This is a genomic window from Chryseobacterium sp. PvR013 (genome assembly GCF_017833095.1).
GTDB classification, from domain to species: Bacteria; Bacteroidota; Bacteroidia; order Flavobacteriales; family Weeksellaceae; genus Chryseobacterium; species Chryseobacterium culicis_A.
On the sequence record NZ_JAFIBT010000001.1, the window covers coordinates 5278668 to 5298851 of the forward strand.

Sequence of the window (20184 nt, forward strand, 5' to 3'; positions counted from 1 at the left end):
CTGGGAGAGGGAAGTTCATGAGCGCAATTGAAGAGCGTCCTCTTTTTTATTCAACTTTATAAAATTTCATTGTTAAAATGATCACAGGAAAATGAGGGTGCTGGATCGTAACTTCCAGCTTCACTCTTCCAGCTTCCAGCCTTCTTACTTATTTCTTCAAATCCCAGAATTCTTTTACAATTAGTTTAATATTTTTAAACGTACTTGGGAAAACTTCATTCTCAATTTCTGACGTGGTTTTCCAGGCAACTTCAGTAATACCTTCTTCTATTTGTGGCGTGGAAGTATCTTCTCCGTCAAAGTTCATTTCAAACCAATGGGTACATTTTAAAATTTTCTCCCCATTTCTTTCTACATAGATGTGGTAAGTGGTATTGATGAATTTTACAAGCTCTACATCACTAAGGCCGGTTTCTTCCTCTATTTCCCGTACAGCAGACTCTTCTCTGGATTCTCCTTTTTCCATCTTACCTTTAGGAAGATCCCATTTGCCAAGTCTTTTGATGAAAAGAATCTTACCTTCAGGGTTATTCACGAGACCTCCTGCAGCTTCTATAATTCTGAAAAGCTTTTGGAACTCCTGCCAGATTTCATCCAAATTCTCTCCATATACATTAAGTTCCTGTACAGAAGTGTTCTCTAAAAGATCCAAAGCAATCTCTAAAGTTGTGTAATTTTCATACGCAAGCTTTTTTTCAAGTTCTTCAGGATGCTTAGATATCAATAATTTTTTTTCGTTGACAAAAACTTTATACATTTGTAATAGTTAAGAATTTAAATACAAAAATAAAAAATGAATTTAGAAGGACGAAAGATTATTGTCAATAAATCATCTAAAGAACTTACCGAGTTGCTGAAATCACCTGAAAATTATAAAGATTTTATGCCGGATGGTCTTCAGAAATTTGAAACGAGAGATAACGGATTTAAATTTGGATTACAGGGAATGCCGGAAATTGCGTTAAAAATAGACGAAGTAGATGATCAGAAAGCTGTTTTAAAATCTGCAAGTTCAAGCTTGGATTTCACATTAACAGCAACTTTAAACCCAATCAGTGATAACCAAACTGAAGTTCAGATGCTATTCGAAGGGAAATTCAATCCATTCATTAAAATGATGGTAGAAAAACCACTACAGAACTTTATCAATACGCTTACTGATAAAATCGAAGCCTATAAATAATAAAAACCTCCAACGTTGGAGGTTTTTTATCATTTTGTCTTGTCCTGAAAAAGGTTGATTATTCATACAAAAAAATAGTCATTATTATGGATTTTAAGAAATTATTATATTAAAATATCTTGTTTGAATAAATCAATTAATTTATTTAAATATTTATAAGAAGTTAAATCTTCCCATTTTCCGTCTTTTATAAACTTTTCAGCAATACTGATAAAATCAGCTCTATCTTTCCATTTATGCAGATTACGTTTATTCAATATAATAAAGTTAAATTTATATAGGTCTTCATCATCATTAGATGTTAATACTCCCATAAATATGTAATCATGAACATCTTCTATAATTTCTTCATCTACAATACATTTTCTATTTTCAGGTTTAACGCTATAAAAATATTGTTTAGCTAATTCAACGGCTTTTTTTCCAAAAGAATGTTTATTTAAACAATTAATGTGAAATACAGAATCATTGAATTGATATAAAGGATCTTTAATATTTTGAATGAAAGGTGGAAATGAAAAGATACTCTCCAAATCAGTAATTTTTTCATTACACAGTCCACATGTCGTTTGATTTATAAATGCTATAGCCATATTTAAATATCTTAAGGTCTAATTAAAGTTGTTTCACCTCCATGAAAAACATATCCCATCTAGGAAAGAGGATTGCTATTAGTACTGCCAAAACTACTGTTATTATAGCTATTATAAGGGTTGTCATATATACTGTTGCAGGCACAGTTGTCATAAGCTCTATTACCACTTCCATAGCCGATCTGTATTCAATCTTTTGAATTAGAGTATTGGTTCTCAATACTCTAATTTATAGTCAACACATTCGGAATGTTACCAATGCATTTATTTTGTCAAAAAATTATCAAAAGAATTTCCAAATTCTGATTCTATTCCCTTAGCTAATGCTATTCCGCTATTACAAGTCAATTCAAAATTAGCTTTATTATCCTTTATGATATATTCATTTTCAGAATGTTCAGTATCAAAAGAAATACTAACAGATAATTGAGGATTTTTCCAAGAAAACTTTCCTTTTATATATTGACAATTTCCCATTACTAAATAAATGATTTCATCATCTTTTTGTGAAGTTATTTTTAGGGCTATCTTGTTATGGGTCATATCAAATAACCATATTTTAACCATATCGCCCTCATATTTACTTAATACAATATTGATCTTATCTAAATTTGTTAGTACTTCCATATTATTTTGATATAAATTGTGTTCCATCCCAAACAACTTGATTACCATTTTTTATAAATGTAGTCTTTTGAAGCAGCCCAGGATTACTTAATATGTGGTCAAATTCAAAATTTGTCATTTTCGGTTTTGGATAAAAAGGATTAAAACTAGTTACTTCAAACCTAATTCCCGCAGCATTTTCTGCGGCTTCTCTAAATGAAGATCTAAAATGATATTTGTCTATCAGCGCTTTAGCCCAATCAACTTTTGTTAATCCTGCTTTTTGCCATTGTGCTTCTTTCCAAGTTATTGCTCCGGTACCCCTGTGTAAAGCTAAATCAGCATCAATTCCTAAACCTATTATTTTTCCCTCCGCTTGCACTTCCTTTGCTGCCAGTCCTGGCTTCCTTAATGCTACTGCACCAATAATCCCGGCACCTATTGCAAGATACCTGTTTTCAGGTTTCCAGTTACTCATTATCTCCCCACCAATGTCAAAGATGCCGAAGAAGTCACCTACCCCTCCTATAAACTTTACAGGACCATCAGAGCAGTGCCCACAATATGGAGGTAATGACTGTATCTGCGGTGGCGGAAGGTTAACCTGGTAGCCTCCGTTTGCATAGCACATGGTACAGTTTGACGGAAATACAGAGTTATTATTATTGACATTATAATAATTTTCTATCTGCCACCATGTATGATAATTACTGCTGCCACCCGGTCTTTTCTCCTGTTCTGGCTATCCGCAATATCATTTAAATTGAGATTTTCATTCTTATTTTTAAAATTAGAGTATTGAAAACCAATACTCTAATTTAATATCAATACATTTGGAATATTCCGTTAATTTTTTAATTCGTAATTAGGATAACTTCATCATGTTCCAAATTTAAATTAGAGTTAAGAATTCTGTCTTGATTTACCCATTGGTTTTTACCTATTAAAAGTCCTCCAGCAATTATATAATATTTCTTTTCCTTCGATTCCAGTTTGAAAATCTTCATATTATATTTCAATAAGTTTTTATCGATTTCCATTGGAACTTCTTTTTCTGTAATTTCTTTAATTATAATATTATTAAGAATCGTTGGAATATTAATATAATTTACTGCCCAGAACTCGAAATCAATATTATAAGATTGATCTTCAGTATAATTATCCTGATCAGGAAATTTCATCTCACTACGTAATAATAATGATGAATGGCTTACAATATAAGCCCACATTTTAAACTTTCTATTTGAATTATATACCATAACTTTAGATTATTATAGTTAATATAAGGGTGAATAACTATCTAATATTTTATATGTACCATCTGCCGCTTTATTATAAAATATTGTTTTCTGTAATTAATAATGAAGCATCATTCATAATAGTATGCATTTCCCAGTTGGTATAATTTCTGAATGTAAGAGGTGCATTAGGGTCGAATTTAGAAAATTTAATCTTCCCAAATCCTGTTGTATTAAAATGTATTTTATCGTAACTTTTCATAGCATCTAATATTTTACTTTTATTAAATCCTGTGGAAAAATCTCTATAAGTATGAAATGAGTTTTTTTCTGCAAAATTGAATAAATCATCACCTAATCCTAATGCAAGATTTTTTTCTGCCTTTATTTCGGCGGTTGCCAGTCCTGGCTTCCTTAATACTACTGCCCCAATAATCCCGGCACCCATCGCAAGATACCAGTTTTCAGGTTTCCAGTTGCTCATTATTTCTCCACCAATGTCAAAGATGCCGAAGAAGTCACCAGCCCCTCCTATAAACAACTTTACAGGTCCATCAGAACAGTGCCCACAATATGGAGGTAATGACTGTATCTGCGGCGGCGGAAGATTCACCTGATAGCCTCCGCTTGCATAGCACATGGTACAGTTTGACGGAAATACAGAGTTATTATTATTGACATTATAATAATTTTCTATCTGCCACCATGTATGATAATTACTGCTGCCACCCGGTGGGGTAAGGATAATTTTTCCGATATCAATAGGATTACTGGATGAAGAACCCGGCGGATCTTCTCCGTATAATCCCGTTGGATCTATAAAATTAACAGGGTTATTAAAAGCATAGCCATAAAATCTTCCGGATTAAACACCAACACATCTGAAACACCTGATATGATCTTCAATATTTTAGACAGCCTATTTTCTCTTTTCTTCTGTGCCAGCTATCCGAAATATCATTTGAAATTGAGATTTATTTCCTGTTTTTAAAATTAGAGTATCGGTTTTCAATACTCTAATTTATTGCCAACACGTTTGGAACAATACCTAATGCTCTGATTCATTGTTACCTTAACCTTTTTATATAAAACTTCATATATTTTTTATAAAGAAGGCTTTTTGTTGCATCGATTATAAAAAGCATTTATTATAAATCTTCAATATCAGCTTGGTCTATATTATAATTCTTCAATAACGAATAAGCTTTTTCTGATATTGCTAACCCATTTTTTTCCGTAATAAAAAAATCATCTCTATTTGATTCCCCATTTATTTTAGCCCAAAAGAAGTTGGGAAGTTCTTTATTTGGATATAGCTCTAAAAAAGTTTCTGATTTAGATATTATAACCGCATCAAAACTAATACCTGTGAGTTTCTCATGTTCTAGACCTTTTCTAAGTTTCTCTGTTACTATGTAGCATGGAAAAGATTCTAAAATATCATCTCCTAACCAACCCTCAAATTCATAATGAAGATTTTTAATAAGAGGAGGAAAAAAAGAATTATCCAATTGTGTTTGTTCGCCTAAGCCTCCGGCTACTTCTGGTTCAATAAGTCTATACATTAATATTAATTATTTTAACGGTGGTGTAAATTGCGTTCCAAATTTTCACCTATTATTGTTGCCTGATCAAATAATTGCTGCTTGGTTGGACTAGGATTCTCTTTATAAAATTTATTCCATATTTTTCTTATTTGGCTTAAGTGGACATCACGCTCTCCGAAGTCTCCCGACTTTGGAGCATCTTGTATAGAGATTACTTTTATTACTAACTCAAAGTCAGGAGACTTTGCACAACTGAGGCATTGAAGATCTAATTTATTACCAACACGTTAGGAACATTACAACATTACCCAAAGTCCGGAGGCTTGGCATAGTTAGTACCTAATATTACCATTATAATCCAGAAGAATCGGGAAGTTTTTTTATAAACTCCTTTATTTTAATATCCTTTAGCCCTTCATGTTGCATGTAATGTTCAATTTTTAATGCTTTATTATAATCTTTATAAGATATTTTATACCTTAATATGTCAAAAGAAAATTTTGATAATTCTAATCTTAATTTTTCCATTTCTAGTGGATGCACCTCAGTATCTTTTTCAAGCATTTCTGCAAAATTCACTAATTTTTGGCATATATAATAAATTTCATCCTTAAGAAAAACAGGAGAAAATCCAAGTAAAAAATATATTCGAGAAAGGATAATTTTTCTAAAACTATACTCTTTTATCCCGTAAAAATATTCTAACTTATTAATATCTATATCAGCATTTAATATTAAAAAATTCACTACATCTCCAGGATTTACCTGATTTAAGTAAAAATTTTTCAATTCTCTGATGCTTGTCCATCCCGCTCTGTGTAATGATAAATCAGCTTGATTTAAATAAGCAAATAAAAATACACACAAGTTATATTCTAATTTTATTTTTTTCATATTCTCATTAAAAAGGCCACCAACGCTTAACATATTTTGGGTTCAAAGTTCTTATATCCAATTGCATACGTCCTTCTACTATAATTCTTCCAGAATTTCCCACGCCACCAATATAAGGAGTAGGCGTAATACCCGATTTAGGGACTGTAAACTCTACATATCCACCACCACGATTACCTCCTGCTGCTTGTCCCAGGTTTACCTTCGATGGCTTTACAAAAGGAGCTACTTCAACATCAACACCAAGTGGTTTAGGCGATGAAACATTGATAGATCCACTTTTCTTTATTGCATTAACCGCTGAATTAGATGTATGATGTCTTACTGTTATAAAGTCCTCTGCCAAACCTGACGCAAGTTTTTTTTCTGCCTGCATTTCAGCAGTTGCCAGTCCTGGCTTCCTTAATGCTACTGCACCAATAATCCCGGCACCCATCGCAAGATACCTGTTTTCAGGTGTCCAGTTGCTCATTATTTCTCCACCAATGTCAAAGATGCCGAAGAAGTCACCAGCCCCTCCTATAAACTTTACAGGTCCATCAGAGCAGTGCCCACAATATGGAGGTAATGACTGTATCTGTGGTGGCGGAAGGTTAACCTGATAGCCTCCGCTTGCATAGCACATGGTACAGTTTGACGGAAATACAGAGTTATTATTATTGACATTATAATAATTTTCTATCTGCCACCATGTATAATAATTACTGCTGCCACCCGGTGGAGTAAGGATAATTTCTCCAATATCAATAGGATTACTAGATGAAGAACCCGGAGGATCTTCTCCGTACATTCCCGTTGGATCTACAAAATTAACAGGGTTATTAAAAGCATAGCCATAAGGATCTAATGAAAGAGCGCTCAAAGGATCATGCTGCATAAATCTTCCCAGATCCGGCATATAGAAACGGGCATTCATATCATACATGCCTGTTTCCTGAAGTTCATTTCCAAGATAACCGTACTTATAACCAGAAGATTCCTCTATCTCATTATACCCCTGATGCTTTAATCCAAAAGGATAATAATTATTTTCTTCAACAATCCCTATTCCGCTGGTTGTATTAAGGTAACTTAGCCTTACATTGCCCAGATGATCTTTATAGTTGTAAATATACCTGTTTACCAGAAAATCATAGTATCCTTCCGAAGTGGGTACAAACTGTAATACTCCGTTTTTGTACTGAAACCCATCAAGATAATCTGTTACTGTTGTTTTATTTATTTCAGTTTCATCATGAATCAATCTTAATTTAGTCCCATCAGCTGAATAAAGATACTCAAAATTTTCAACTTGTTTCTCTATTAGACTGGGTAAATTTAAATGATTATATTCAATCTTATTAATCAAATGGGCTGCATCTGCTCTCAGATTTCCATTAACATCGTAGACCATCTCGTCTCCTCCGTCAAGCCCTGAAGAATTACCACTGGAATCCCAAACATCTACAAGCTTGTTCCCGTCATATGTGTATTTGATATCATCAATTTTTACAGCAGAATTACCATCAGAACTTCCAAACCTTAATAAGGTCTGAATATTTCCATTAACATCATAAGTTACTTTTTCGTTATAAGCATTTGTTGCTATGACAGTTGATTTAGGTTTTTGATAAACTGCTGATTCTAACCTATTAAATTGATCATATCCATAGCTATATCTTCTCAGCACTCCATCACTTTGGGTAGCCCAGTCAACCTCGGCAATATTCCCGCTATAGGATGCTGCAGTACTTTGTGGATTAGTATATTTGAGTTGTAATCCAAAAAGCTTATTGTTTAGGTTGTTAGGATCATTAATATGAGTTAAGGCTCCACGTGTGTTATATCGGTAAGCAACAGACTGTATACCATTACCCACGTTTTTATTCTGAAGTTGTCCCAGCTCATTGTAAACATATTCAGCCAGGGTTTCTTCGGCCCCGTCATTGATCCGGTGAGTATGTTTTAATAATCTTTCCTGATGATCATACGTAAAGATTTCATTGATCTTTACTTCCGGGCTATTGCTGTCTTTTTTATGACGGGTTGTGGTACTCAATGGAACTCCGGAAAAGGCAAGCGTGGATTCTATATTGGTATATCCCCCTAAATGGTTAATCGTTTGCCCTCCTGTTACTCTTTCTTTATCATCGTAGTAAGTATAGTTTTTGGTCCAGTTATTATCTTCTATATTTTTAATGAAGGAAGCAAGAAGTTTGGATTGTGTAACCACTCCTGAACTGTTTGACGGGCTTCCGGGAGGATACGTGTCATAATAATTAACACTTAAAACCGTAATATTGTTTTGCGGATAGGTATTGCCGGAAGTGTAATAAATTGTGGAGCCTGCTAAATCCGTAAAGCCTGTATTGCTCCTTTCTTCACCGGGATTAGTATTAATTGCAGCCTGCTGGGTAAATCTTCCTTTCGGGCTGCTTTGGAGTCCTGTGTAAGCAATCCGGTTGAAGGCATCATATTTTGTAAAAAGCCATTTGCCCTGAGAACGGAGATTGCCATCCTGTGACATCACTAATCTGCCCAGCTGATCATACACCATGTATTCCAAGGCTTTTCCAGGAAGTTTTTTTTCTACCAGCCGGTTCCAGCCATCATAGGAGTACGTATAGAGCAGCCTGTCCAGAATATCAGGAGTAATAACACCATTATTAGCTAAAATCTTCTGGGAGGCTAAGGGAGGGATAACAAAAGCCAGCTGATTGTATTCGTTATAAATATAATAAGTATTAAGGATGTCAAAACTTTCCTTTTTACGCGTCAATATTGTTTGCCCGCGTTCATTTTTGAACTCTGTAACCGAGTGTCCATCTTCATCCGTAACTATGGTTTTGTATAAGGTTCCTTCGGGATAACTTATGGGGTTTGGGTTTAAAGCAGAGGAAGTAGCCCCGTATTTCCAACTTGTTGTTGTAGTAAATTTGTAGACTTCTGAATTACTGTTAGTCTGATAATCATAGCTGACCTTCTTACCCAGCCATTCACTTCCCGGGCCCGCATAAGATTGTAAACGGTCTAAAGGAGAGTTTTCCAGGGAGTTTTTTCCATATATCAATGTATCCGCACTACCTGAAGTGGTTTTATAATATCCTGAAGTGGAGGGCGGGGTCTGGATATCACCATTTAAACTGCTCATGGGTACAGGAAGCCAGCTTTCCACTTGTCTTCCAAAACTGTCATAAGGAATATGGGTAACCATATCATTACCTGTTGGAGAGGTATGAATGGCTACATGCTGTCTTGGTTTTCCTAATCCATCGAAAAAAAGGATACCCTGAATCTGCTTAGCTTGAGCATCACTAAAAGTCTTTGGCTCCAGATAAGTGCGGGTATAAACATAATTCTCATTTATGCTAGAGAGATCAGAATTCTGGCCATTAAAGAGATTAGAAGTTGAATTAAGAACCGCCTGGCTGTAATGCATAATACTTACCAATAACAGTATAGCTGCGTGTAATTTTTTCATTGTTGTTAGTCTTTATAGTTTTTATATCGGTATTGGTAATCCTTGATAATATTTCCGTCTTTATCCTTTACAGAGTGTAACCTTCCCGTATTGTCATAAATATAATATTCCGTAACTCCTGATGGGGGAGTCATACTTCTGATCCCAACTAAAGGATCATAGGTATAAGTAGTGATCTGAAAATTGGATAGGCCAGGTTTTTTTCTAAAAGTATTCATTGCTGAAAGTAATGCTTCCTCGGAAGCCTGAGTTCCTGCATTGTTGTCTACGTCTGACGCATCAATGAAGTCTTGCGCTAGATTCCAGATTTGATCATATGCTGCCCCTTGCACTTTAGCAATGATGAGCGATTTATTATATCCGTAAATCATGGCAGTTTTTACGCCTGCTGCGTTTGAAAGCTGGATAAGGTTTCCTTTGTAATCATACGAATCCATCTTTTGAATTTCCTTCGTATTCTCATCTTCAATATTGGTAGCAAGAACAGAGGTAGGCAATAAAGAGCCGTTATTAAATAACACTTTTGATCTGGCAAGAAGCTTCCCGTTTTCTTTTTCTTCAACGGACACCGGTACACCAATCATATGGGCGCTTTCCAGATGAGAATATCCGGGTAAATTAGTAGGATAAGTAATGGATTTTTCTTTTACTTTCCCGTTAACAACTGATTTTATGTAACCGGGTTTAAGATTTATAGCGTTGATGCTAACCTCTGTTTCCTTAGTTATACTTTGATTATTAGCATAAAATTCCTTCTCTGTTTGAAGTGTTTTTAAAATATAAGAGCGTTTACTGGAAATGTGCTCTGAAATAAATACTGAATATTCCGGGTGAATCTTAAAATCATACTGACTTTCCCAATATTGATCAAAGAAATAATTAGTTTCTTTTTGAGAAAGCAATCGGTTCTGATCATCATACACTTCTTCCTTCGATGGTAAACCCCACCTTGTGATATCATAATAAGGCCAGAAATAATAATAATTAACATATATTTGGTTGGTCAAATATTTTGGATAATCATTAGGAGTAATAAATGTTTTTTGGGTATACCCTTTACCGGTTTCCCATACTTTCACATTTTTATAGAGGATATAAGAAACCTGTTTTTGCTCATTATACTCATCTATTTCTCCATAATATTTATATCCTGATGATGTTGTTGTTCCAAAAAGATTATAATCATAGTTGATGGTTCTTTCCGGAGCAATATCAATGCTATTTTTATAATAGTTGATGACTTTAACTCTCTTTGCTATATTTCCAGCTGCGGAAGCAGAATTGGTATAAACGTGATCTTCATACTTATATTCCGCAATCCCTCCTGCGGGTGTCGTTATTTTTTCCAGTATTCCTTCCTGATTTCCTGACTGCGCACTATTTTCATAGCCAAAAATAGTCTGCTCTATTTTGAGATTATTTTTATCGTTTTTTCTTATGAAATTTAAAATGCGTTTTCTTCCCCATACATCAGACGAGGGAAAAGCAGATATATAACTGTTCATTACATAAGAATACTGCACTTCACCTGAAGGATTTTTGAGTGTAATTTCTTTTAGCCAGTAAGGATCATTAACGGTGTTTTCTAAACTCTCATCATAAATAAATGTAAAGTTAACTTCTCCTTTGACCGTTTTTATTGACTTTAGTTTACAGTATTGCTGAGCCATCTGGCTCGGAACGTTTTTATTTTGCAACTGATAATCAAAAGTTGCCACTTCAACTCCTGTGGGGGTAAAAATTTTTGCCAGATAATAAGTAGATGCCACTCCACTGGGTTTTGGATAATTATTGCATTTAAATTGGTAATTATCAATATTATTAAAACTGTATCTATAACCATTATTAGTTATTATGGCGAATTCTAACCCAGTTGCCATAATAGAATTATTAATTTCTATTGTGATATTATTATTGGGATTTAAATTGACAACCTTATAACCATTGGTATCCTTTTTAACAGTAAACTTCCCAGATAAATCAAGTACATTGTAATAATAAGTGCTTTCGTACGGATCATACTGATTATTAATTCTATCACACTCGACTTCAACACTTTGTATATCTCTATAAATAATACTTGTTCCAAACAATGACCATCCCTGGCCAATATCACTGACTCCCCGGATGTTATTATAATTTCTGACATTATACCGTAAACTGATAGGATAATTGATGTTATTATCAGCCATAGGTATACTGAGTAGGGGAATATTTATATTAGGAATTCCTGAAGCCTCATTTACAGGCATATCAATATAATTGGATATTGATGCAATAGACTTTTCTAATGCCGCTACATTCTGTGCATATCCCTGCTGTATTCCTAATATCAGAAAGACTAACGGGACAAAAAAATCTGGATATATTTTCTTCATCATATTTATTTTTTAATGAGTTTTGCAGATGCTGTTTTATCTGTATCTGTTTTTACAGTCACCAGATAAGCGCCCTGAACCAAAGCCTGGGTATTAATTTTTGTTACTCTGTTCTTAGTTTTTATACTTTGAATCTGTCTTCCGCTTATATCATATAAAAGTATATCTGCTTCTTTGAAATCATTGAATCCTATTTCCACATAAGCATAATCTGAAACAGGGTTCGGATAAATTTTAATGTCGTATTTTTCTATTAACTGATCAACCTGTTTGTCTCCCAGTTTGATAATCTTCCAGTTCTCTTTACCTAATTCTTCTGCACTGGTTCCTGCCAATACAATAGAACCATCTCTGTTCAGCTTTAAGTCTGAAAGTCTTTCTTCTTTCTTTCTGGATTCTCCTTTTACATGTTTTCTCCACTGCTCGGTACCATTCTGATCCAAATACAGCATCCAGAAGGTTTCATCATCCGTTTGTATTCTTCCTTCTGCTTGAGTATAGCCGCCTAATAAGATTCCTTTGGAAGATTTATCATCTGCTGAATGAATCACACTCATTCCCATCAAAATATCCCTGTTTCCCAAATTGTAAGATTTCTGCCACTGCTCATCGCCTCTTTCGTTTAGGGCAATCAGCCAAAGGTCTGTTCCTTCTTCAATTCCTACGGTTTTGTTTCCTGATCTTTCTGATCTGGATTCTCCACCGATGATAAAGCCATTTGAAGCCAATGCCAGCGTTCTGATATGATCATCACCTTTCCCTCCGAAGTTCTTTTCCCATTCTACTTTTCCATTCTTGTCCAACTTGACAATCCAGTAATCTCCTTCACCAAAATTTTCAATTTGTTTCGAGTTTCGGGATACGGGATTTGAGTTTTGAACATTTGATGCAGAACCCGCACCTCGCACCCCGGAATCCTTTTCAGAACCCGAAACCCGAACCTCGGAACTCCTCGAATAAATCCCCAGTAACGCTCCTCCGTCTTTCGTTGGAATCATCTTTTCTACTTCATCTAATCCTTTTCCGCCTAAAATCAATTGTGAAAATTCTTTTCCGTCTTTGTCGAGTTTTGTGATCAGAACATCTTTGGAACCGTAACCTTTTGATGAGTTTTGAACATTACCGGCCACAAAAAATCCTAAATCGGTAGTTTGAATTACCGCTCTGGCTTCTTCATCGGCAGGCGAGCCTATAGTTTTTTGCCAGATTTGGTCTCCAAATTCATTGATTCTGATCAGCCAGATATCTGATCCTCCTTTGGAATCCTCTTTTTTATCCAATCCTTTTCCTGAATAAGAAGTTCCGGCCAGAAGAAATCCTCCATCCTGTGTGGTAACAGTGGCTGACAGGTAATCATGGTTTTGTCCTGAGAAATATTTCTCCCAAACTTCCTGCCCCTGCTGGTTGAGTTTTACCAGGTGGAAATCATAGCCGTTGTTTTGCTTACTTCCAGACTTCCGCTCCTCGCTTCCTGACTGTATAGAACTTCCTGTGATCAGATATTGTTGATCAATAGTTGTTGTAATCTGGCTTAGAAAGTTCTGCGTACCGGACCTGAAATCCTTTTGCCAGAGAATATCCTGGGCAGATATTTCCAGTATTGTACATAAGGTTAATGCACTGAGATAAATTTTTTTCATTAGCTCGCGTTGTATTTGATGGTTAAAATTATTATCTATAACCTACTTTTATATTGCGTAAAAGCCAATATTCTATTAATTTTTCTTAATGCATGTTGCTTTTGATAACATAAATTGTTTACTCTTCTGACTACGATGATAACTGTATTAGTTTTAATTGAAACCAATAATTCCTTTTGTATAAGTTAAATGTATTGAAGAATATAAAATCTTAGAGTTAAGGGAAGAATACATGTTGAATTATGTAATCGAACAACAATATTCTGTGAAAAGAAAAGACTTTCACAAACGAAACTTGCTATGATGATAGGGAAGATAGACAGTATCTCTATAAAGTGGAAAAAGGAAAGGTTACTTCCAGTATTGTCACTATTTCTGTAACTTATGCAATAAATGATATTTCCCTGACTGAGCTGATCGGTGAAATAAAAGTATGAAAATATCTAAGCAATAACTCCCGAACAATGATCTGCTGTACTTCCTGTGGCAGAAGACAACACATTGATCTCATTATTCATTTTTAGAACGCCCATAAAGGCAAAAATCAAAGCTTCCTTATAATTGATGATCTCTTTTTCAGGGATGATCACCTCGGCTTTTGTTTTTGCTCTTATCTTTTCAATTAAAAACGTATTGTAGGCACCTCCGCCTGTAACCAGAATATCTTTTATATTATTTTTATTGATCACAAGGGAAATCTGCTGCGCGGCATGTTCTGTAAAAGTTGCCAGCGCATCCAGGGTTTCTATATTTTCAAGAGCTGGAAATATATGCTGGTTGCACCATTCAATTCCCAAAGATTTTGGAGGTGGAATATGGTAGAAATCCAATGCGTTAAGCTGATTCAGTAAAGTTTCATTGATTTTTCCTTTTTCAGCCAATGCTCCGTTTTCATCAAAGTTTTTATGAAGCTTTTGAGCCAAATAATTCAAAATAATATTCACCGGGGCAATATCAAAAGCGATTCTTTTTTCGCCTGATTGTAATGAAATATTGGAAAAACCGCCAAGGTTTAAACAAGCGCTGTACTCCGAAAAAAGCAATGCATCACCTATGGGAACCAGAGGCGCCCCATTTCCTTTCATTAGGACATCCTGACTTCTGAAATCATAAATGACGGGTAATCCGGTTTCCAGTTTGATTGCTCTGCCGTCACCAATCTGAAGGGTGAATTTTCTCTTTGGCTGATGAAAAACGGTATGCCCATGAGAAGCAATCAGGTCGATATTTTCAAGCTGGTGTTTATGAATAAATTCTTTAACCCGCTGTCCCAGATAAAAACCATACTCTGAATGCAGTTCCAGTAAATCTTCAGCAGAAAGGTGAACCGAGTTTCTAAGTTGAGATTCCCAATCCTCAGAATAGGAGAGTGTCTCGGCCTTCAGGATTTGAAAGGTCCATCTGTTCTGTTTTTCAAATTTGGCAAGGCAGATATCCAAACCGTCCAGACTTGTCCCGGACATCAGTCCAATAGCCAGAGCTTTCATAGTTTTTTGGAATTATTTTTTATTCTCAGAAATTCTTTTAGAACTGAAATCTCCTGAGTTGTTATAGAATGTATATTCGGAAAAATCATCTTTGGCAGTCATTCCATTGGCACCTACCAGCGTAGAGCCGTCTTCCATGGTAACGTATACCGTATCTTTAGTATAGATTCTGTTTTTTCGCTGATCCCAATAAATACTCTGCATGGCAAATCTCTGTCCTTCATTGGTTTTTATTCTTACATCGCCTTTGGCTTCGTAGAACTTTTTGTATTCAAAAATACGGGCGTATTTAGCCGTAATTCTTCCTGGAACCTTAGGTTTCTTTTTATCAAAAAACTCAATGTCGATTCCTTTTCTGGCTACCACATACGGGCTGTCGATCAGCTCATATTTTTCAATGATCGGCGCTTTGGCCTTTAAAGTAACAAAACCGGAATCACGTTGTATAATATTGGCGTTGTTGATGATTTGTGAAGGGAAATTTTTGCTTTGGCTGCCATTTCTTTTGGTAAGATCCTCTTCACAGGATGTCAATATAAAAAATATAGCACAACTAAAAAGGCATGCTATATTTTTATATGATATTTTTTTTGAAAAGTTCATTTTAGTTATAAAGAGTCTTTCTGAACCATTTGTCAGCAAAATTAAAGCCGATTCTCAGGTTAACGAAATTCTGGTTGATCAGATTGTTTTGAAGAGTACCTCTCTTACCTACTTCTAACCCTATTTCAAGACCACTCATTCTTGTGATACTACTGTTTTTGAATGGAAGCATAACCCCTGCAGAAATACCGAACTTGTTGATACTGTTTCCTTCCAGATTAAGGTTTCCTCTCTCGTAGAAAGCACCATATCTATAGATTACTCTTGAGAAGTAGTTTCTAAAGTTATTGTAGTTCGGAAGATACCATCCCCCTGCAGAAATTCTGTAAGTATCCTGGAAATTAAAATCTTTACCAAAATAAGAGATATCTTCTCCTTTTTTATAATCTACCTGCCCTGATACAAACCAGTGGTTTTCACTTCCATATCCAACCCCTAATGAAGCCTGTAGTGGAAGAAGGTTTTTAGATTTTGTTTCTTTTTGCTCTATGATTGTTTCTGATCCGGTAACTTTCGTAGTCTCCTGAGCATCAGAATATCTGTATGTACTGTTGGTGTACTGAGTAGTCATATTACTTGTATTACCAAAAGTAGCAGTAGCTCCTACGGTAAACTTCTTATCAGTACGCGTATTTAAAGTCTGGTAGCTTGTACCTAATGTGAAATTAAAGTTTCTGATTCTGTTTTTAGTCTCATAACCGTTAACATATTCACCTACATAGGTACCAAGATTACTGTTGTAAGCACGGAACTCATTAAGGTCATTAAGATCTCCAAAGTAAAGGTTAGCTTTTGCCCCTACAGACAATTCCTGACTGATCTTATAAGAAAGAGCAATCTGAGCAGTGTTCAAAGTTCCGCTTCCTTTAAAATTATTTCTATAAAGAGGAGTTTTATCCTCACCAAGCTGTTCCGTTACGATATCGTAGCTTTTAGAACTGTATGGCTGATAAGAGATTCCCATTTTTACTTTAGAAGATAATGGAAATGCAAGCGAAATATTGGAAAGATACGTAGAATGCTTTGTAGATTTCATATCGTTATAGTTCGATTTGAAATAATTGTTTTCGTTGGTAGCTTCCAGTCTGATACTCGTAAGTTCAAAATTGGCGTTGTTTGCCGGGTTGGCAAAATTGAAACTACTGGTAAAATCACTTATAAAAGCAGTAGATATACCTCCCATAGAAGTAGTTTCGATCGTATTATCATATTTCACATCTCCAATTCCATACGTTGCATAAGGAGAGTTGCTTAGACTCTGTGCATTAAGAAAATATCCAACTGATATGAATGATACTACAAAGATTTTTTTCATTCTTTATTTTTAAAACAATGCGCAAATATCTTAAATATTAATGAATTGTAAAAATTATATGTGGTTAAAGTTTGTTAAGGGCTTTTCTTTCAAAGAAAAATGCAAATTTTCAGCCTTAAAAATAGCAATTCTGTTGTACATAAAAAAAGACTGTTCTTGAGCAGACAGTCTTTATTTATATTCGTTATTACCTGATTATTTATTTTACCTGAAGGACAGATCGGCTGTGGCTGAAACATTCAAAACTGAACTTTCCATGGTATTTTCCCATTCCTGAAGTTCCTACTCCCCCAAAAGGTAAATAGTGAGAACCCACGTGGATAATGGCACTGTTGATTTCAGCATCTCCGCTTGTCGTATGATGTAAAACATAATCAGCCAGTTCCTGATTTTCTGTGAAAATATACAATGCTAAAGGTTTAGGACGGCTATTGATTTCTTCCAAAGCCTCTTCCATATCGCTATACGTCATAATAGGAAGAATAGGCCCGAAAATCTCCTGCTGCATCACCTGATCATCCCAGGTAATATTATCCATTAGAGTAGCCCCAAAATGGCGCGTTTCAAGGTCATATTTTCCACCGTAAATCACTTTTTCCGGAGCTGCTTCCAGATAACCCGCCAGGTGTTTAATCTGGTTCTGACTAACTATTTTTCCTATTTTCCCAAGTGACTCTCCTTCATAAGTTGTATCCAGATTAGCTTTGAATTTTTCAATGAAGGCATCCTTTACAGACTCATGGATATAGATATAATCAGGAGCAACGCAGGTTTGTCCGCAGTTAATCCATTTTCCATAAGATATTCTTGCCACGGCTTTATCCAGATCTGCATCTTTATGAACAATCGTTGGAGATTTTCCACCCAGTTCAAGGGTCACCGGAATTAACTGCTCTGCAGCTGCTTTCATAACAATCTTCCCAACATTCGGGCTTCCTGTAAAGAAAATATAATCAAAAGGTAAACTTAATAACAATGTATTTTCTTCAATAGCACCCTGAATAACCGCTACATAAGATTCATCAAAAGATTTTCTGACAATATCTTCAAGAACCTGAGCTACATGAGGCGTATTTTCAGAAGGTTTTATAATGGCTGTATTTCCTGCAATCAAAGCCCCAATCAGCGGACTGAATGTTAATTGAACTGGATAGTTGAAAGGTCCGATAATATACGTAACTCCATAAGGCTGATAGGTCACTTTACTTACAATTTCAGCATCTGAAGGATGTGGTTTTGAAGGTACAGGGGTTGGCTTTGCCCATTCATCAACATTTTCCAGCAAATAATCAAGTTCACTGATAACAATTTGAATCTCCACGTACTCTGCTTCTTTTCTGCTTTTCCCCAAATCTGTATCCAAAGCCTCACAAAGTGCATCAGTATGCTGTAAAAAAACTTCACGGAATTTTCTTAATTGTGCTTTTCTGAATTCAATATCTTTAGTCTGATTCGTTTTGTAAAAGGCTTTCTGCTGTTGAAATATCCCTTTAATTTTTTGTTCCAGGTTTGTATCCATTGGTTTAATATTTTAAATAGGTGTGAAATGGTAATGAATTTACGAATAATTTCACGTTGCAAATGTATTGTATAAAATTACATTGTGTAAAATTTAATTTATATTTTATTCTAATCCTATTATTGATATTACCTATAATAGGAGGCATTTTTTTGAACCACTAAGATGGTATGAAGGTGTTAAGAGTAGTAAGATAAGCTTCGCTATAAGCTTAAAATCAGAATGATTCATCTTAACTATAATTTATTTCTTCAACCCTTCTTCATGGTTTTATTATATCCTGTATTTTTATAGATTTAAGGAAACTCAAAATGTATGATCTATATTTTTATGGATTTTAAGCAGACTTAATTTTATGAAATGAGAGAAGATTTTTTATCTTTGAAACATGAATTGGGAGAACATCGCCGGACAGACAAATCTGAAAAAACTTCTTAGAGAAAGCATTGCTGAAAACAGAGTGAGCCATGCCCAACTTTTTGTAGGAAAGGAGGGATACGGAACACTGCCTATGGTATTGGCCTATGCACAGGAAATTTTCATGCGGGAAAATGAACATGCTGCGGTGAAGGTAGAGCACCTTAATCACCTGGATCTGCATTTCAGTTTTCCGGTTTTTACCGATAATAAAAATTCATTAAGTAAAAATAAATTTGATGAGTTCAGAGAAATGATCCTGGCTTCTCCTTATGCAAGTTATGATGACTGGACTGCTTTTTTAGAATCGGAGAATAAACAGTTATTTATTTCTGCTGATGAGATTGATGACCAGAACCAGAAGTTTTCTTTGAAAAGTTATGAAGGGGGAACCAAAATTCTTATCGTCTGGAGAGCTGATAAAATGAATACTGCCGCTTCCAATAAGTTTTTGAAATTTTTGGAGGAGCCACCTGCAAAGACTGTTATTCTTCTTACAGCTGAAAGCACCAACGATATTCTTCCAACCATTCTTTCCAGAGCACAGATTGTAGAGATTCCCAGAATTAATGATGAAGATATTGAAAATCATCTCAAAAAGAATTTTTCTGTTTCCGAAGAAAAAGTGAGAGAGATTGTTCATGAAGCACAGGGAGATCTCAATGATGCCATAAAACTGCTGAATTCTGGAGATAAAAGCAATGAATTCGAAAAGCTCTTTGTACAGTGGGTGAGAGATGCATTTATGGTTAAAAAGAAACCTGAATATTTGAAAAGCATTATTTTCTGGGCAAGGGAAATTGCAGGATGGAACAGGGAAAAACAGAAAAACTTCCTCAACTATTGTTCTGAAATTTTCAGACTGGCATTACTTCAAAATTATCAGTCCGAAAATCTGGTGTATAAAAAGATTAATGCGAACGGCTTCAATTGGGCCGGGTTTTCAAAATTTATCAGTGGCGGCAACATTGAAAGTATTCTGGAAGAAATCAATACTGCGGATCTGCACCTTACCCGAAACGGAAATCCTAAAATTGTCTGGACCGATCTCGGCATAAAATTATCAAGATATATTCACAAAAGCACATAAATAAAACTCCGGGTCTCACCGGAGTTTTTGTTTGTATTTTCCTTTTTTTTAAGAAGTGTTTTCCAGTAAAATTGTGTTAAAGATTGATATTTTGTAGAGAATTTCTCCCAAATTTTCCATTATCATTAAACTTTATCCAGCTGTTTTTCTTCCAAAACAGGCTTTCCAGAAGTTCCAGCACTCATTATAGAAACCGTCTTTCCGTTACAATAAA

The 20184-nt window shown here is 35.0% G+C and carries 17 protein-coding genes; 2 read left to right on the plus strand and 15 right to left on the minus strand.

Features of this window, described 5'->3' with window-relative positions:
* Positions 1-148: 148 nt before the first annotated feature.
* The gene (locus JOE44_RS23995; RefSeq protein WP_209788482.1) at positions 149-757 is read right to left on the minus strand and encodes an NUDIX domain-containing protein; all 609 of its coding nucleotides are present in this window, start codon (positions 755-757) and stop codon (positions 149-151) included.
* A 36-nt stretch (positions 758-793) separates the two neighbouring features.
* On the opposite strand from JOE44_RS23995, the gene JOE44_RS24000 reads away from it, so the two are divergent.
* Positions 794-1183 carry a hypothetical protein gene (locus tag JOE44_RS24000; protein ID WP_047387661.1) on the plus strand — a complete coding sequence of 130 codons (390 nt, stop codon included), beginning with the start codon at positions 794-796 and terminating at the stop codon, positions 1181-1183.
* A gap of 104 nt (positions 1184-1287) precedes the next feature.
* Here the strand turns inward: JOE44_RS24000 and JOE44_RS24005 are convergent, their stop codons facing one another.
* From JOE44_RS24005 to mdlD, 14 genes are all read right to left on the minus strand, one after another.
* Positions 1288-1776, minus strand: a complete 489-nt coding sequence (locus JOE44_RS24005; RefSeq protein ID WP_209788485.1) for a hypothetical protein — start codon at positions 1774-1776, stop codon at positions 1288-1290.
* A gap of 264 nt (positions 1777-2040) precedes the next feature.
* Positions 2041-2403 (minus strand): hypothetical protein, encoded by a 363-nt coding sequence (locus JOE44_RS24010; RefSeq protein WP_209788486.1) that lies wholly within the window; start codon positions 2401-2403, stop codon positions 2041-2043.
* Position 2404: 1 nt separating this feature from the next.
* Complete coding sequence (locus tag JOE44_RS24015) at positions 2405-3013, minus strand: hypothetical protein (protein ID WP_209788489.1); 609 nt, start codon at positions 3011-3013, stop codon at positions 2405-2407.
* Positions 3014-3236: 223 nt separating this feature from the next.
* On the minus strand, positions 3237-3641 hold the full coding sequence (locus JOE44_RS24020) for a hypothetical protein (protein WP_209788492.1): 405 nt from the start codon (positions 3639-3641) through the stop codon (positions 3237-3239).
* Positions 3642-3714: 73 nt separating this feature from the next.
* The gene (locus JOE44_RS24025; protein ID WP_209788495.1) at positions 3715-4260 is read right to left on the minus strand and encodes a hypothetical protein; all 546 of its coding nucleotides are present in this window, start codon (positions 4258-4260) and stop codon (positions 3715-3717) included.
* Positions 4261-4768: 508 nt separating this feature from the next.
* Entirely contained in the window at positions 4769-5185 is a 417-nt protein-coding gene (locus tag JOE44_RS24030) for a hypothetical protein (protein WP_209788499.1), read from the minus strand.
* Positions 5186-5518: 333 nt separating this feature from the next.
* Positions 5519-6061 carry a hypothetical protein gene (locus JOE44_RS24035; RefSeq protein WP_209788502.1) on the minus strand — a complete coding sequence of 181 codons (543 nt, stop codon included), beginning with the start codon at positions 6059-6061 and terminating at the stop codon, positions 5519-5521.
* A 7-nt stretch (positions 6062-6068) separates the two neighbouring features.
* Positions 6069-9521, minus strand: a complete 3453-nt coding sequence (locus JOE44_RS24040) for a DUF6443 domain-containing protein (protein ID WP_209788505.1) — start codon at positions 9519-9521, stop codon at positions 6069-6071.
* Between the two features lie 5 nt (positions 9522-9526).
* The gene (locus JOE44_RS24045) at positions 9527-11902 is read right to left on the minus strand and encodes a hypothetical protein (RefSeq protein WP_209788508.1); all 2376 of its coding nucleotides are present in this window, start codon (positions 11900-11902) and stop codon (positions 9527-9529) included.
* Between the two features lie 2 nt (positions 11903-11904).
* A complete protein-coding gene (locus JOE44_RS24050; protein ID WP_209788511.1) occupies positions 11905-13539 on the minus strand; it encodes a T9SS type A sorting domain-containing protein in 1635 nt (544 codons plus the stop codon).
* A 443-nt stretch (positions 13540-13982) separates the two neighbouring features.
* Positions 13983-15026 (minus strand): anhydro-N-acetylmuramic acid kinase, encoded by a 1044-nt coding sequence (locus JOE44_RS24055; RefSeq protein WP_209788514.1) that lies wholly within the window; start codon positions 15024-15026, stop codon positions 13983-13985.
* A gap of 12 nt (positions 15027-15038) precedes the next feature.
* Positions 15039-15629, minus strand: a complete 591-nt coding sequence (lptC, locus tag JOE44_RS24060) for an LPS export ABC transporter periplasmic protein LptC (RefSeq protein WP_047421210.1) — start codon at positions 15627-15629, stop codon at positions 15039-15041.
* A 1-nt stretch (position 15630) separates the two neighbouring features.
* Complete coding sequence (locus tag JOE44_RS24065; RefSeq protein ID WP_209788516.1) at positions 15631-16944, minus strand: hypothetical protein; 1314 nt, start codon at positions 16942-16944, stop codon at positions 15631-15633.
* A gap of 199 nt (positions 16945-17143) precedes the next feature.
* Positions 17144-18463 carry an NAD(P)-dependent benzaldehyde dehydrogenase MdlD gene (mdlD, locus tag JOE44_RS24070; protein ID WP_209788518.1) on the minus strand — a complete coding sequence of 440 codons (1320 nt, stop codon included), beginning with the start codon at positions 18461-18463 and terminating at the stop codon, positions 17144-17146.
* A gap of 388 nt (positions 18464-18851) precedes the next feature.
* Here mdlD and JOE44_RS24075 point away from each other — a divergent pair, with 388 nt between their 5' ends.
* The gene (locus JOE44_RS24075) at positions 18852-19970 is read left to right on the plus strand and encodes a DNA polymerase III subunit delta' (protein WP_209788519.1); all 1119 of its coding nucleotides are present in this window, start codon (positions 18852-18854) and stop codon (positions 19968-19970) included.
* Positions 19971-20184: the final 214 nt, after the last annotated feature.